The 15,036-nt window shown below is 67.4% G+C and carries 14 protein-coding genes; 6 read left to right on the top strand and 8 right to left on the bottom strand.

All coding sequences use genetic code 11. The features are described 5' to 3' along the window. Positions 1–45: 45 nt before the first annotated feature. The 4 genes from groL to IMZ29_RS10855 all read right to left on the bottom strand — a co-directional run bounded on the left by groL (position 46) and on the right by IMZ29_RS10855 (position 3,624). The gene (groL, locus tag IMZ29_RS10870; protein ID WP_216183623.1) at positions 46–1,701 is read right to left on the bottom strand and encodes a chaperonin GroEL; all 1,656 of its coding nucleotides are present in this window, start codon (positions 1,699–1,701) and stop codon (positions 46–48) included. A 96-nt stretch (positions 1,702–1,797) separates the two neighbouring features. Continuing rightward, positions 1,798–2,085, bottom strand: a complete 288-nt coding sequence (locus tag IMZ29_RS10865; protein WP_216183621.1) for a co-chaperone GroES — start codon at positions 2,083–2,085, stop codon at positions 1,798–1,800. 163 nt (positions 2,086–2,248) lie between these two features. Continuing rightward, positions 2,249–2,584: a 5-carboxymethyl-2-hydroxymuconate Delta-isomerase gene (locus IMZ29_RS10860; protein ID WP_216183619.1), complete on the bottom strand. Its 336-nt coding sequence runs from the start codon at positions 2,582–2,584 to the stop codon at positions 2,249–2,251. A gap of 206 nt (positions 2,585–2,790) precedes the next feature. Further along, positions 2,791–3,624 (bottom strand): EamA family transporter, encoded by an 834-nt coding sequence (locus IMZ29_RS10855; RefSeq protein WP_216183617.1) that lies wholly within the window; start codon positions 3,622–3,624, stop codon positions 2,791–2,793. A 274-nt stretch (positions 3,625–3,898) separates the two neighbouring features. Between IMZ29_RS10855 and IMZ29_RS10850 the strand changes: the two genes are divergently transcribed. The 3 genes from IMZ29_RS10850 (at position 3,899) to IMZ29_RS10840 (ending at position 7,219) form a co-directional block, all read left to right on the top strand. After that, positions 3,899–4,990: a bifunctional nicotinamide-nucleotide adenylyltransferase/Nudix hydroxylase gene (locus IMZ29_RS10850; protein ID WP_216183615.1), complete on the top strand. Its 1,092-nt coding sequence runs from the start codon at positions 3,899–3,901 to the stop codon at positions 4,988–4,990. Positions 4,991–5,073: 83 nt separating this feature from the next. Continuing rightward, positions 5,074–6,492: a nicotinate phosphoribosyltransferase gene (locus tag IMZ29_RS10845; protein WP_216183613.1), complete on the top strand. Its 1,419-nt coding sequence runs from the start codon at positions 5,074–5,076 to the stop codon at positions 6,490–6,492. A gap of 58 nt (positions 6,493–6,550) precedes the next feature. Continuing rightward, positions 6,551–7,219 carry an alpha/beta hydrolase gene (locus tag IMZ29_RS10840; RefSeq protein WP_216183611.1) on the top strand — a complete coding sequence of 223 codons (669 nt, stop codon included), beginning with the start codon at positions 6,551–6,553 and terminating at the stop codon, positions 7,217–7,219. A 39-nt stretch (positions 7,220–7,258) separates the two neighbouring features. Here the strand turns inward: IMZ29_RS10840 and IMZ29_RS10835 are convergent, their stop codons facing one another. The 4 genes from IMZ29_RS10835 to IMZ29_RS10820 are packed head-to-tail and all read right to left on the bottom strand — an operon-like array spanning position 7,259 to position 11,271. After that, complete coding sequence (locus IMZ29_RS10835) at positions 7,259–8,590, bottom strand: TRZ/ATZ family hydrolase (RefSeq protein WP_216183609.1); 1,332 nt, start codon at positions 8,588–8,590, stop codon at positions 7,259–7,261. Positions 8,591–8,613: 23 nt separating this feature from the next. Continuing rightward, the gene (locus tag IMZ29_RS10830; RefSeq protein ID WP_216183607.1) at positions 8,614–9,240 is read right to left on the bottom strand and encodes a LysE family translocator; all 627 of its coding nucleotides are present in this window, start codon (positions 9,238–9,240) and stop codon (positions 8,614–8,616) included. Between the two features lie 7 nt (positions 9,241–9,247). Beyond that, entirely contained in the window at positions 9,248–10,648 is a 1,401-nt protein-coding gene (locus IMZ29_RS10825) for an exonuclease domain-containing protein (RefSeq protein ID WP_216183605.1), read from the bottom strand. A gap of 47 nt (positions 10,649–10,695) precedes the next feature. Beyond that, positions 10,696–11,271 carry a tRNA-uridine aminocarboxypropyltransferase gene (locus IMZ29_RS10820; protein ID WP_216183603.1) on the bottom strand — a complete coding sequence of 192 codons (576 nt, stop codon included), beginning with the start codon at positions 11,269–11,271 and terminating at the stop codon, positions 10,696–10,698. Between the two features lie 66 nt (positions 11,272–11,337). On the opposite strand from IMZ29_RS10820, the gene IMZ29_RS10815 reads away from it, so the two are divergent. The 3 genes from IMZ29_RS10815 to IMZ29_RS10805 all read left to right on the top strand — a co-directional run bounded on the left by IMZ29_RS10815 (position 11,338) and on the right by IMZ29_RS10805 (position 15,032). Continuing rightward, positions 11,338–12,354, top strand: coding sequence for an AraC family transcriptional regulator (locus IMZ29_RS10815; RefSeq protein ID WP_216183601.1), 1,017 nt, complete (start codon positions 11,338–11,340; stop codon positions 12,352–12,354). 125 nt (positions 12,355–12,479) lie between these two features. Beyond that, positions 12,480–13,472: a Bug family tripartite tricarboxylate transporter substrate binding protein gene (locus tag IMZ29_RS10810; RefSeq protein ID WP_216183599.1), complete on the top strand. Its 993-nt coding sequence runs from the start codon at positions 12,480–12,482 to the stop codon at positions 13,470–13,472. Positions 13,473–13,475: 3 nt separating this feature from the next. After that, positions 13,476–15,032, top strand: a complete 1,557-nt coding sequence (locus IMZ29_RS10805) for a long-chain-fatty-acid--CoA ligase (protein ID WP_216183597.1) — start codon at positions 13,476–13,478, stop codon at positions 15,030–15,032. The last annotated feature ends 4 nt before the right edge of the window (positions 15,033–15,036 follow it).

Raw genomic sequence — 15,036 nt, 5'->3', positions numbered from 1 at the left:
GTTGCGTACCGGGTGCCAGGCACCCGGTGGGGCAGGGAGCGGGACTTAGAAGTCCATGCCGCCCATGCCACCCATGCCGCCCATACCGCCCGGGGGCATGCCGCCGCCGGCGGCCGGCTTGTCGTCGACCAGCTCGGCCACAGAGGCTTCGGTGGTGAGGATCAGGCTGGCAACAGACGCTGCGTTCTGCAGGGCCGTGCGGGTCACCTTGGTGGGATCCAGCACGCCTTGCTCGACCAGGTCACCGTACTCGCCCGTGGAGGCGTTGTAACCGAAGTTGCCTTCGCCACCGGCGACCTTGTTCACCACGACGCTGGCTTCGTCGCCGGCGTTCGAGACGATGGTGCGCAGGGGCTCTTCCACGGCGCGCAGGATCAGCTTGATGCCGGCTTCCTGGTCGGCGTTGTCGCCCTTGACGTTGGCGATGGCTTGCTTGACGCGGATGAGGGCCACGCCGCCGCCGGCGACGATACCTTCTTCAACGGCGGCACGGGTGGCGTGCAGCGCGTCTTCCACGCGGGCCTTCTTTTCCTTCATTTCGACTTCGGTGGCAGCACCGACGCGGATCACGGCAACGCCGCCGGCCAGCTTGGCCACGCGCTCTTGCAGCTTTTCACGGTCGTAGTCGGAGGAGGCTTCCTCGATCTGCGCGCGGATTTGCTTCACGCGCGCTTCGATGGCCTTGCCGTCGCCGGCGCCGTCGATGATCGTGGTGTTTTCCTTGGCGACTTCGATGCGCTTGGCTTGGCCCAGCTCAGCCAGGGTGGCCTTCTCGAGCGACAGGCCGGTCTCTTCCGAGATCACGGTACCGCCGGTCAGGATGGCGATGTCTTCGAGCATGGCCTTGCGACGATCGCCGAAGCCCGGGGCCTTGACGGCGGTGGTCTTCAGGATGCCACGGATGTTGTTCACCACCAGGGTCGCGAGGGCTTCGCCTTCGACGTCTTCGGCGATGATCAGCAGCGGACGGCTGGACTTGGCGACTTGCTCGAGCACGGGCAGCAGATCACGGATGTTGCTGATCTTCTTGTCGTGGATGAGGACGAACGGGTCGTCGAGCGCCGAGACTTGCTTGTCCGGGTTGTTGATGAAGTAGGGCGACAGGTAGCCGCGGTCGAACTGCATGCCTTCGACGACGTCGAGTTCGTTGTCGAGCGACTTGCCGTCTTCGACGGTGATGACGCCTTCCTTGCCAACCTTGTCCATCGCGTCAGCGATGATCTGGCCGATCGACTTGTCGCTGTTGGCCGAGATCGAGCCGACTTCGGCGATCTGCTTGCTGGTGGTGCAAGGCTTGGACAGCTTCTTGAGCTCTTCCGTGGCGGCGAAGACGGCCTTGTCGATGCCGCGCTTCAGGTCCATCGGGTTGATGCCGGCGGCCACGTACTTCATGCCTTCGACGACGATCGACTGGGCCAGCACCGTGGCGGTGGTGGTGCCGTCACCGGCGTTGTCGCTGGTCTTGGAAGCGACTTCCTTGACGAGCTGGGCGCCCATGTTCTCGAACTTGTCCTTCAGTTCGATTTCCTTGGCGACGGACACGCCGTCCTTGGTCACCGTCGGGGCGCCGAACGAGCGCTCGAGCACGACGTTGCGACCCTTGGGGCCGAGGGTGGTCTTGACAGCGTTGGCGAGGACGTTGACGCCGCGGACGATGCGGGCACGGGCTTCGTCGCCGAACTGGACTTGCTTTGCAGCCATTGTGAATTCCTTGATGAATGAGGTTGAAGCGGGCCGTGGGAGAAGAACGGGCGCAGCGGCGCAGCCTCAGGGCCATCGCCGCGCGACACGCAGGTCTTACTCGATGACAGCCAGGATTTCGTCTTCGCGGATGACCAGGACTTCGTCGCCGTCGACCTTGACGCTTTGGCCGGCGTACTTGCCGAACAGAACCTTGTCACCTGCCTTCACGCCGACCGGCTGCAGATTGCCGTCATCCGAGCGCTTGCCCGGGCCGACTGCAACCACTTCGCCTTGATCGGGCTTTTCGGCGGCGCTTTCCGGAATCACGATGCCAGAGGCGGTCTTGCGTTCGTTGTCCAGGCGCTTGACGATCACGCGATCATGGAGGGGACGGAGGGCCATACAGACTCCTGTGAAGAGAGTATTGTTGAATGCGTCGATTGCCGCGGCAGGGTGTTAGCACTCACCGCAGTCGAGTGCTAATTATAAGGACGCTATTCGCAGGTTCAAGGGGCGCTCGAAGAATTTTTTGTTGCTGCGCTGGGATGCACGCGAACGCCGTCGCTCAGCCCGCCCGCTTGGCGTAGCTCGGGCGGTCCATGTCGGTGGCTTCCACGGTGATGGACACCCCCGGCAGCCCCTGGGCGGCCAGGCGCTCCAACACCGCTGCGGTGACGGTCTTCTTCTGGGCTTCCGTCCGGCCCGACAGCAGCCGCACCTGCACATGCACGAAGCCCGCGTGCTTGCCGCCAGTGAGGTAGCTGTCGTAGGTCAGCGAGCGCACCTTGATGTCGCTGCCATCGGCCGAGAAGAGGCCCGAAGCGAGGGCGCCAGCGTGCACGAGGGGCACGAGCGTGCGCCCGTCGATGTCGGCGGAGTGCTCAATGATGCAGTGGGGCATGGCGATTCGGGGTGTGAAGTCAGTGGGCGCACACTGTAGCGCGCCGACGTGACGGATAGTGTGCGGTCAGATCACTCACTGCTGCCACGCACACCGCGACCTTCAGGTAAAAAGACGAACCCGTGCCCATGGCGAGCCCGGCAACGACTGCCGCGCTGCCAAACGATGAGCTCAGCGAACTGATCGCGTTCGGTCGAGCCGCCTGATCAGGCTAGCCGCAGCAGCGCCGCGCCTGCGGCGATGATCGCCACCGCCATGAGCCGGGCCCGGGTGACGTGTTCGCTAAGCACCAGCGCGGAGATTGCCACCCCGAAGAGGATGGCCGTCTCGCGTAACGCGGCCACCATGGCCACGGGCGCCTGCGTCATAGCCCAGAGCGTGAGGGCGTAGGAAATGATGGTGGCAATGCCACCCACGAGCCCGAGCCGCCAGTGTGCCGCAAGATAGCTGCCGAAATCGCGGCGTCGCGCGAGCAGCGCCCAGACAAGAAAGGGTGGACCGGTCAGGACGAAGATCCAGAGGGTATAGGACAGCGGAGCCCCCGAGCGCCGCACGCCGAGCCCGTCGATGATCGTGAAGCTGGCGATGACGGCTGCGGCGGACAATGCATACACCAAGCCCCGACGATTGGCACGCCGGGCGTCGGCCGCCATGCCGAAGATGCCGAGGCAGATGACAGCGATGCCCACCCAGGCCATGGCAGGCATGGGCTCGCCGATCCAGGCAAGGCTGACCAGCGCGACTACCAAGGGTGCGGTGCCGCGCATGATGGGGTACACCTGGCTCATGTCCGCCACGCGGTACGCGTTGGCCACGAAGACGAAATACACCGTCTGCAGCAGGGTAGAGATGCCCAGGAACGGCCAGCTCTCGCGGGCAGGCGGCTCCAGCCAGGGCAGGATGAGCAATGCCACGACAGCCCCAGCCAGCGTCACGAGCATCGTGCTGCCCAGCTTGTCCGGACTTGCCTTGACGATCGCGTTCCACAGTGCGTTGCTCAGGGCGGCGCACAGCACGATGACGAAGACGGCGGTGGACATGGCGAAAGACAGGAAGGCAGGTTCGCCATCATAGCTCGTGCCGGCAAGTGCCCTCCGGCACCAGTGAAGACGCCGGCAGAAATGACCCGACAATCTGTGTGGACCGCGTGGCATGTGGCATATCGCCAACGATGCACGCCCGGTTTCGCCCGGATGGGGCGGGCTGCCGAGGCCACCTTGCGTTGAGGCGGTGCTGGGCGGATTCTTCCCGCTGTGATAAGGTCCTACCATGGTCAGGCGACAGACGCCCGACTCCTCACCGTGAGGGATTCTCATGGCATTCGATTACCTCGTCTTCATCGGACGATTCCAGCCTTTTCATCAGGGTCACGCGGCGGTTGCCCGCGCTGGCCTGGCACGCGCCGGCAAGCTCATCGTGCTCGTTGGGTCCGCCGATACGCCGCGTACCATCCGCAATCCCTGGAGCGTGGCCGAACGTGCCATCATGATCGAGTCCGCCTTGCCGGATGCGCGCGAGCGCCTGCTCGTGCGGCCCTTGCACGATCATCTCTACAACGAGGATCTCTGGGTGGCCGACGTGCAGCGCACGGTGGCCCAGGCGCTCGCCGACGATGGTGCTGCCGCCGACGCAAAGGTGGGCATCATCGGCATGGAGAAGGACGCCACCAGCTACTACCTGCGGCAATTCCCGCAGTGGCCGCTCGTGGACGTGATGCACACCGAGACCATGTCCGCCACGGACCTGCGGCGGTATTTCTTCGCGGCCGGCAGCACCGACGGCAAGGCCGGCAAGCGGGCGTCGATCAAGACGAAGGACGATAGCGATGCCGGCGGCCTCATGCTGCTGCGGGCCAATGTGCCCGAGCCCGTCTGGCAGATGCTGGACGCGTTCCGCCAGCAATCGCCGGCCTACGGCGCGCTCGTGGACGAGTTCCACTTCATCGAACAGTATCGTGCCGCCTGGGCCGTTGCGCCATACCCGCCGACGTTCGTCACGGCCGACGCGGTGGTGGTGCATTCGGGCCACGTGCTGCTCGTGCGACGCCGCGCCGCGCCCGGCAAGGGCCTGTGGGCGTTGCCCGGGGGCTTCGTCGGGCAGGACGAGACCGTGCTCGACGCGTGCCTGCGCGAATTGCGCGAAGAGACGCGACTCAAGCTGCCCGTGCCCGTGCTGAAAGGCTCGATCCGCGCGCAGCGCGTGTTCGATCACCCCGATCGCAGCCTGCGCGGGCGCACGATCACCCACGCATTCCACTTCGCCTTCCCGAGCGGCCCACTGCCGCCCGTGCGCAGCGGCGACGATGCCGACAAAACCCGCTGGGTGCCCGTGAGCGAAGCGCTGGCCATGTCGCCGCAGCTCTTCGAGGACCACTGGCACATCCTCACGTATTTCCTGGGCGGCTGAGCGAGCTCCGTCAGGGGGCGTGGGGGTCAACAACTTTCTGGCCGATAGACGGCCGGTTCACTCGACGAGAAGGAGCTTCCGTCATGCAGTCACTCGATAATCTCATCCTCGACACCGATAGCTACAAGGCGAGCCACTGGCTGCAGTATCCGCCACGTACCGACGGCGCCTTCTTCTATCTCGAATCGCGCGGCGGGCAGTATCCGCACACGGTTTTCTTCGGGCTCCAGGCGATCCTGAAGACAGCCTTGGCGCGTCCCGTCACACACGCGGACGTCGACGCCGCGCACGCCGTGCTCGCCGCCCACGGCGTGCCCTTCAACGCCGAAGGCTGGCGCGACATCGTGGATCGCCTGGGTGGGCGGCTGCCGGTGCGCATCCGTGCAGTGCCAGAAGGCCTTGCCGTGCCCGCGCATCACGCCTTGATGACGATCGAATCCACCGATCCCGCGGGCTTCTGGCTGCCGTCGTATCTCGAGACGCTGCTGCTGCGGGTGTGGTATCCCACGACGGTGGCCACCATCAGTTGGCACATCCGGCAGACGCTTGCCGACTATCTGACACGCACGAGCGACGACGCGGCCGCGCAGCTGCCCTTCAAGCTGCATGATTTCGGCGCGCGCGGCGTCTCCAGCCGCGAATCCGCGGCGCTGGGCGGGTTGGCGCATCTCGTGAACTTCCAGGGCACCGACACGGTGTCCGCCCTGTTGCTGGGGCAGGCCTGCTATCACGAGCCCATGGCGGCGTTCTCGATCCCGGCGGCCGAGCACAGCACGATCACGAGCTGGGGTCGTGAGCACGAGGTCGACGCCTACCGGAACATGCTGCGGCAGTTCGGCAAGCCCGGCACCATCCTCGCCGTGGTTTCGGACAGCTATGACATCTACCACGCTATTCGCGAACACTGGGGCCGCACGCTGCGCGAAGACGTGATCCGCAGTGGTGCCACGCTGGTGATCCGGCCGGATTCGGGCGACCCCGTGACGGTGGTGCCGCAGTGTCTGCGTTTGCTGGACGAGTCCTTCGGCCACACGGTCAACGGCAAGGGCTACAAGGTGCTCAACCACGTGCGCGTGATCCAGGGCGACGGCGTGGATCCGGACAGCATCGTGGCGATTCTCGAGGCGGTGGTGGGCGCGGGCTTCTCCGCCGAGAACCTCACCTTCGGCATGGGCGGCGGCCTCTTGCAACGGGTGCATCGCGACACGCAGCGCTTTGCGTTGAAGTGCTCGGCGGTGCGGGTGGATGGGCGGTGGCGCGAGGTCTACAAGGATCCCATCACTGACCCTGGCAAGCGCAGCAAGCGCGGGCGGCTCGCCACGCAGCGGCACGCCCTGACGGGCGCCTGGCGCACCGTGGCCGTCGACGATGGCGCGCCCGAGGCTGCCGGGCCTTGGCGGGACGCCATGGTGACGGTCTGGGAGGACGGCGCGTTGCAGGCGGACTGGACGCTCGCCCAGGTTCGGGAACGGGCGGCGGCGCCGGCAAGCGCCGCGGGCTGAGGCGCTGGCGCGCCCCGGCGGTATCATCCGGGGCTCATCTGCCTTCGCTTTGCCTTTCATGTCCGACACCGCTGCCGTCTTCACCGCCACCCAGGTCGCCACTCTTGCAGGCCCTGTCGGACGCATCGAAGTCCGGGTCGATCTGCCGACGGCAGCGCCGCGCGGGCTGGCCGTGGTCCTGCATCCGCAACCCCTGCTGGGCGGCTCGCCGCGCCATCCGATCCCACATCGTTGGGCGCAGGGGCTCTGCCAGGATGGGTGGCTCGTGGTGCGGCCGAGCTTCCGGGGGGTGGGTGGCACCGAGGGTACGTATGACCACGGGGAGGGTGAGACCGAGGACATGCGCATCGTGTGCGCGCAGCTCGTCGACGCTTGGCCAAGTCTGCCGCTTGCCTTGTTCGGATTCTCCTTCGGGGCGTATGTGGCAGCGCGCGTGGCTGCAGGTCTCGCAGAGGCGGGTACGCCTGCGGCGAGCCTGCTGCTGGCAGGGGTTCCCGTGGGAGACGTGCCGGCAGGTCGCCATTACGCGACGCCGTCCGTGGCCCCCGAGACGCTGCTGCTGCATGGGGAACGCGATGCTGAGGCCCCGCTTGCCAATGTGCTGACATGGGCGAGGCCGCAGGGAGTTCCCGTCACCGTGCTGCCGGGTGCCGACCATGTCTTCGCCGGCCATCACCCCTGGCTGCTCAGGCAAGTGATCGCACACGCTCGTCAGGCACAGCGCTGACGCGCTGAAGACAGCGGGCAGCGCGACCCCCACAGGAGATCAGGCGCCCGACGCGCCCAGCCGCATGCGCATGCCCCAGTCGCGCACCGTCGCGATCAAGGCGGCTTCGTCCACCTGCGTGAGTTCGCCATCGGCCAACAGCGCGCGGCCATCCACCCACACATGACGGATGCACTCGCGGCCCGTGGCATAGATGAGCTGTGACACCGGATCGTAGACCGGCTGCTGCGCCAGGCCGGACAGATCCACGCCGACGAGGTCCGCGGCCTTGCCGACTTCGAGCGAGCCGGTGAGGGCATCCAGCCCGAGCGCCCTGGCACCGTTGAGCGTGGCCATGCGCAGCGCACGGTGGGCGTCCAGCGCCGTGGCCGAACCTGCGACGGCCTTGGCGAGCAGGGCGGCGGTGCGCGTTTCCCCGAGCAAGTCCAGGTCGTTGTTGCTGGCGGCGCCATCCGTGCCGACGGCGACGTTCACGCCGGCCTGCCACAGCCGTTCGACCGGGCAGAAGCCGCTCGCGAGCTTCAGATTCGATTCCGGGCAGTGCAGGACGTGGGTGCCGGTGGCGGCAAGCGTGGCCATGTCCTCGTCATTGACCTGGGTGACGTGCACGGCCTGAAAGTGCGGGCCCAGGGCGCCGGCTCGAGCCAGGCGGGCGAGGGGGCGTTCGCCGTGCAGCGAGACGGCTTCCTCGACCTCGTGTGCGGTCTCATGCACGTGCATCTGGATGCGGATGTCCCATTCACGGGCCAGCGCCATCGTCTCTTGCAGGCTGTCGGCACCCACGGTGTAGGGCGCATGCGGACCGAAGGCGAGGCGCACCCGGGGCAGGCCCGGCAACGCTTCGCGCAGCGCGCGGCCCGCCGCGATGGCATCGGCGCGCGTCTTGGCGCCGGGTACCGGGAAGTCGATGATGGGGATGCACACCTGCGCGCGCACACCCTGCTCATGGGCGACCTGTGCCGCGACTTCCGGGAAGAAGTACATGTCCGAAAAGCTCGTCACGCCCCCGCGCACCTGCTCGGCGGCGGCAAGCGCGGTGCCGTCGCGCACGAAGGCCTCGCTCACCCAGCGCGCCTCGAGCGGCCAGATGTGCTGCTGCAGCCAGGTCATGAGCGGCAGATCGTCCGCAAAGCCGCGAAACAGACTCATGGCCGCGTGCCCATGCGCATTGACCAAGCCAGGGATCAGCACCGTGTCCGGCAACTCGCGGGTCTGGCGCGCGGGTTCGCGCAGCGCGGCTTCGCGCGGGGCGATGAGGGCGATGCGGCCATCGCGGATGCCGAGCGCATGGTGCTCGAGCACCACGCCGGCCGGTTCGACCGGCACGATCCAGCGGGGAAGGAGAAGCAGATCAAGGGGAGCGTCGGACATGGCAGCCGCCTGACAGGGAGGGTTCAGCGTTGGGCGGTGACCAGGCGCACGGCCAGGCCGATGAAGAGCACGCCCGTGATGCGGTTCAAGCCGCGCGAGAGCCGGGGCGAACGCGCGAGGTGCTGCCCCAGGCGCGCGGCGCCCAGGGCGATGCCGGTGAAGACCAGCGCCGCGGCGAGGATGAAGAGGCCGCCCAGCTGCAGGATCTGCAGGGCGACGCTACCCCGCTCGGGGCTGGCGAATTGCGGCAGGAAGGCCAGGAAGAAGAGCGAGACCTTCGGATTGGTGAGGCTCATCAGCACGCCGCGGCGATACAGCGCACCGTGCGCGATGGCAGGCAGGGCGGCGCCGTCGGGGGCCGTGGCGGGCGCTCGCCATGCTTGCCAACCCAGATAGGCGAGGTAGATCGCGCCTGCCACCTTGAGCACGGTGAAGGCCGTGGCGGAGGCCGCCAGCAGCGTGGCCAGGCCGGCGGCGACCGCCAGGGTGTGACCGAGTACCCCCGTGCACAAGCCCGCGATCACGGCAAGGCCGGCACGCAGGCCCGAACGCGCGGATTGCGTGAGCACGAAGAGATTGTCCGGCCCTGGCGCCAGCGCCAGGGCCACGGCGATGCCGAAGAAGGCGAGGGCGACGTCCAGGGTCAGCATGGCGTTCCTAAGCGGCCGCGGGCTCTTCTTGGGCGGGCTCGGCAGCCCTGGCCTGCGCGCCGCGCAAGATCCGGTAGATGTCGGCGTCGAAGGCCGGTGGCGTCTGGCGGCCCAGCGCCTCGGCCTCGTCGGCATTGGCAGCCGCGCCCACATACGCCCAACGGTTGAGCACGTGCAACATGCCGGCGCCGGGCAGCGTGAGCGCCCCGGCGTGCGGCCACAAGGCCACCGCATGTGGCTCCAGAGCCTGCATCAGACGTTCGAAGTGTGCATGCGTGCTCTCGTGACCCGTGCAGGCGCCGAGACAACGATGCAGTTGGCGCGCGAAGCACGGCTTGCCGGGCGACTGCTTCTCTACGCCGGTATGCACCGCGCAAAGGCCGTGCTCGTCGACGAGATGACGCAGCCAGCTGCGTGCGCGGGCGCGCGTGCTGAAGATGCCGTAGAAATCGGGCGAGGCGCCCAGGCGCGGGTCGTTGGGCGCGCTCAACACGAGGCGGCCCGAGACCAAGTCAGGGATCACCTGCCAGGCAAAGACGTCTTCGTGCTTGCGCAACTGGCGGTTGTAGAGCGGCGATTGCGCCTTGACCTGGCCGGCTTCGACGAGGAGTGCTTCGAGTTCGGTGGTCGTGGCCGTCCAGGTGACGGCACGGACTTGGCGCGACAATTCCATGCTGGTGGCGCGGGCGTGGTCGCCCGAAAAGTGAGACAGGACACGGCGGCGCAGATCCACCGCCTTGCCGATGTAGAGCGGGGCGTCGTTCACGCCCGCGAAACGATAGACCCCAGGCGTGCGGGGAAGCTGGTCCGGCAGTTCGGCGGGCAGGCCGGGCGGCAGGCTGGGCAGGGCGCAGAGCTTGGTGACGGCGGCCCGCAGCGTCTCAGCGTCGATATCCGTCTGCAGGTGCTGCCAGAACGCAACCAGCGCCCGGGTGTCGCCCAACGCGCGGTGGCGGCCGGCGGCGGCTTCTCCGATGTCCAGTCCATGACGGCGGATGACCGCATCCAGGCCATGGCCTTTCACGTCCGGATAGAGGCGACGGGACAGGCGCACCGTGCACAGTACGCGCGGCCGGAAATCCACGTCCAGTCTGGCGAAAGCGTTCTTCAGGAAGCCGTGGTCGAAGCGCGCGTTATGGGCGACGAAAACGTGGCCCGCCAGGCGTTGGCGGACTTCGTCGGCGATATCGTCGAAGACAGGCGCATCGGCCACCATGGCATCGTTGATACCGGTGAGCGACTGGATGGGGCGAGGGATCGGACGGCCAGGATTGACCAGGGTGCTCCATTCGTCCACGCCATCGGGCGTGAACCGCAGGATAGCGATCTCGGTGATGCGATCGGACTGCGCGGAGCCGCCCGTGGTTTCGAGATCGACGAAGGCAAGCGGAGGGTACGGCCGGGACATGGCGTATTGTAATCGCAGACGCCCGTCCTGGGGCCTTGCGGCGACGCTCAGTCGGGTGTCGCAGCAGCACGTGCGGTGGCATCCAATTGGGCCTGCACCATTGCGGCGAAGGGGCGTAGCAGCGGCGTCGCATCCATCGGCGCATCCAGGGCCTGCAGGGTGGCGGCGATCGCCTCGATGGTGGCCAGCGCGCCCGGCTCAGCGGCCCGGCGCACGGTGTAGGCCGAGGCCGCGCCTGGCGCGGGCGCGCAGCGCGGCAGCGTGAGCAGCGACGGATTCGTGCGCAGCAGCCGACGGGCATGGCGCCACGTCCCGTCTGGTACGACGAGCTGCGCCGGCGGGTCCGCCGGCCGCATGCCCGGCGAGAGCACGCAGGCGTCGTCGCCCGGAAACAGCAACCAGCTGGGCGTGTCCAGCCACAGCCGCGCATCGAAGGCCTCGCCCACGTGCAGATCGGCGTTGGCCAGGCCCAGCACGGCAAGCCGGGCCGTGTTCAACGGGTGGCGCGCTTCGTCGGGGTGTTGTAGAACGAGGACGCGGGTACGATTGCGCAGGCGGGGGATGTGCGCACAGACGCAATAGCCTGCCGGGCGCGTGCACCGCGCGCAGCGCGAACGCGCCATCGTCAGGCTCCCCGGGGCTCGGGCTGGCGCGGCAGGATCACGATCAACAGCAGGAATGAGACAGGCATGACGCAGCATACCGTGGCAATCACTCTCGTGCGTGAAGTCCTGCGCGGGCCGCGGGCACAGGGCATGGACGTGGATGGCATGCTGCGTCGTGCCAACATCAGCACGGAGCTGCTCGCCGCCGATCAGGCGCGGGTGTCCCGCACGCAATGCGCGGCCATCATGCGCACGGTCAAGCGCTGCATGCGCGACGAGTTCTGGGGCGTGTCAGCGGGCCGCCTGCCGCCAGGCACCTTTGCCCAGCTCTGTCGTCTCGTCGTGCACTGCCCGGATCTCGGCCAGGCGCTGCGCGCCGGATTCGATTTTCTGCACCTCTTCCTGCCCGACTTGCGCGCGCGGCTTCGACGCGAGGGCGACACCGCCGTGCTGAGTGTGGAGCGGCGTGGTCAGCCGGTTGGCGGCCCCTACGATTTCGGCGTCGCCACCATTCTCTTCGAGGCCTTGCAGATCCTGCATTGGCTGTCCGGGCGCCGCATCGAGCCGCGCGTGGTGGCCTATCGTTGCGCGCAGCCTTCGCACGTGGCCGACTCGGTGCGTTTGATGACGCACCATCTGCGCTTTGGCCAGACGGACAACCGGCTCGTGCTCGATGCCACGGTGCTGGAGATGCCGGTGGTGCGTGATGCCGATGCCGTCAAACCGTTCCTGGCCACCGCGCCGGCGGGGCTGCTGTTGCCGTATCGGGTCTATGCCCGATTGTGTGATCTGGTGCGCAGCCATCTGCGTCGCCATCCGCTGCATGCGCTGCCCACGCTCGAGGAATGTGCGAGCGCGTTGGCGCTGACGCCGCAGACGCTGCGCCGGCGTCTGCGTGACGAAGGCACGGGCTTTCGCACGCTCGTTGCCGACCTGCGCCGCGATGCAGCGATCCATCTGCTGGCGCGTCCGGATCTGTCGCTGCAGCAGATTGCCGGGATGGTGGGGTTTTCCGAGAGCAGCACGTTTCATCGAGCCTTCAAGAAATCCACGGGGGTCGCACCCGGGGAGTACAGGCGTCACCGTCTCGCGGGCGGCTGACGGCGCGCGCGTGCGCTCGGCGCTTGATCGTTTAGGTCAACCCAAGCGCGCGTTGCGGTCATTGTTGTCGTGTAGGCAAGCATGAATAATGGGTCTCATCACATACACAACAATGAGGAGACACCATGACTGGCTACCACCATACCGCCGGCACCCTGACCCGCCTGGCCCTGGCTGCGGCCTGCACCTTCGCTGCCATGGCGCCCGGCCTGGCCAGCGCCGCCTGGCCCGAGCGGCCCGTCACGCTGGTCGTGCCGTTCCCTGCCGGTGGCTCGGTGGATGCCATGGCACGGACCATGGGCGCACGCCTGTCGCAAACGTGGGGACAACCGGTGCTCGTGGACAATCGTCCGGGCGCTGGCACCATGATCGGCTCCGAAGCCGTGGGCCGTGCCGATCCGGATGGCTACACGTTGCTGCTGAACGTGACCTCGCTGATCCAGGCGCCGCACCTGCGCAAGAGCATCACCTTCGATCCGGTCAAGCAGCTCACCCCGATCAACATGGCGGCCACGACGCAGCTCATCCTGGTCGTCAACGACAAGGTGCCGGCCACCACGCCCGCCGAGCTCGCCGATCTCGCTCGCGCCAACCCCAAGGATTACTCCTATGGCTCGTATGGCGCGGGCTCGAGCGGCCATCTCTACATGCACATCTTCAACGAGCAGAACAAGCTCAACATGGTGCACGTGGCGTACCGCGGCGAAGCGCCATCGGTGACGGACTTGCTGGGCGGCCAGATCCAGGCCGTCATCATGTCGGGCCAGGGGGCCGTGCCGCACATGAAGACAGGCAAGATGCGTGCACTGGCCGTGACCGGCCCAGAGCGTGCGCCGTTCCTGCCGGACGTGCCGACGTTCAAGGAGCTGGGTTACACGGGCATGGCCGAGTCGGGATGGTATGGTGTGTTCGGTCCCGCCGGGATGGATCCTGCCCTGGTCAAGAAGATCTCCGACGACGTGAACGCGGTCATCAAGGACAAGCAGGTCATCGACCAGCTCGCCCCGGCCGGGCTCATCATGCTGGGCAGCGAGCCTGCGCAGTTCGCCGAGATCGTCCAGCGCGACAACCAGAAGTGGGGCGACGTGATCCGCAAGTCCGGCATTCAACTGGATTGATCGATGTCTCTGACACAAAGCATTCACCGGGCCGTGCAGCAAGGCCCGGATCGCCTGGCCACCGTATGCGGCACGCGCCGCCAGACGTATCGTGAGCTGGCCGCGCGCGCCGCGCGGCTTGCCGGTGCGCTGCGGGCTCTCGGTGTGGCCGAGGGGGATCGCGTGGCCTTGATGGCGGTGAACTCCGCCGAGTACGCCGAGTTCATCGTGGGCACCTGGTGGGCGGGGGCCGTGGCCAATCCGGTCAACAACCGTTGGTCCGCGCCGGAAGTGGCGTACTCGCTGCGCGATTGCGAAACCGAAGTGCTCATCGTCGACGATGAGCATCTGGATCGTGTGCCCGCGATTCTTGCCGAGGCCCCTGGCGTGCGTACCGTGGTGCACATCGGTACTCGTGCAACGCCCGAAGGCATGCTCGCCTACGAGCCATGGCTCGCGGCGGCCGAGCCCGTGGCGGACGCGGCCCGGCCGTGGGATTCGCTGGCGGTCATCCTCTATACGGGCGGCACCACCGGCTTCCCCAAGGGCGTGATGCTCTCGCATCTGAACCTCTGGTCGTCGGCGGTGGGGCGCATGGCGGAATTCCCCGCGCTGCGCGACAGCGTCACGTTGCTCGTGCCGCCGCTCTTTCATACGGCGGCGCTCGGCAAGATGATCACGCAGTTCATCACGGGCGGCGCCTCCGTGATGGCGCCCACGTTCCGCACGGGCGCCGTGATGCAGGCCATCCAGGACGAGAAGGTCAACGACATCATGCTCGTGCCGAGCATGATTCAGATGCTGCTGGACGACCCGACTTTCAATGATTACGACATGCGCTCGCTGCGGCGTATCACGTACGGGGCGTCGCCCATCTCGGCCAGCGTGCTCGAACGCGCCATGATCTGCTGGCCCGGCACCGAATTCTTCCAGGCGTACGGCATGACGGAGACGGCGCCCGTCATCAGCATCAGCGGGCCCGAGGATCATGGCCCCGAGGCGCGCGAAAGCGGGCGGTACCGTTCGGCGGGGCGCTCGTGCTTCGGCGTGGAAGTGCGCATCGTCGATGACGCGGGCAACGAGCTGCCGCGCGGCACCGTGGGCGAGATCATCGCGCGCGGGCCCAACGTCATGATGGGCTACTGGAAGCTGCCGGAGGCCACTGCCGAGGCGCTGCGCGGCGGCTGGATGCATACGGGAGACGGCGCCTACATGGACGAGGCCGGCTACATCTACATCGTGGACCGTCTGAAGGACATGATCGTCTCCGGTGGCGAGAACGTGTACAGCGCCGAGGTAGAGAATGTGCTGGCGCGCCACCCGGGCGTCCAGGCATGCGCAGTCATTGGCGTGCCGCACGAGAAGTGGGGCGAGGCCGTGCATGCCATCGTGGTGCCGCGCGCGGGCCATGCGCTGGAGGCCGCGCAGCTGCAGGCCTTCTGCCGCGAGCGTCTGGCGGGCTACAAGTGCCCAAAGACGGTGGACGTGGCCGAGGCCTTGCCGATGTCGCCCGCGGGCAAGGTGTTGAAGCAGGTGCTGCGCAAACCCTTCTGGGATGGGCGCGACCGCAAGGTCAGCTGATCGG

The organism is Verticiella alkaliphila, from assembly GCF_018904615.1.
GTDB lineage: Bacteria > Pseudomonadota > Gammaproteobacteria > Burkholderiales > Burkholderiaceae_B > Verticiella > Verticiella alkaliphila.
Note: the sequence above shows the minus strand (reverse complement) of the source record. Positions and strands in the feature narration are given on the sequence as shown.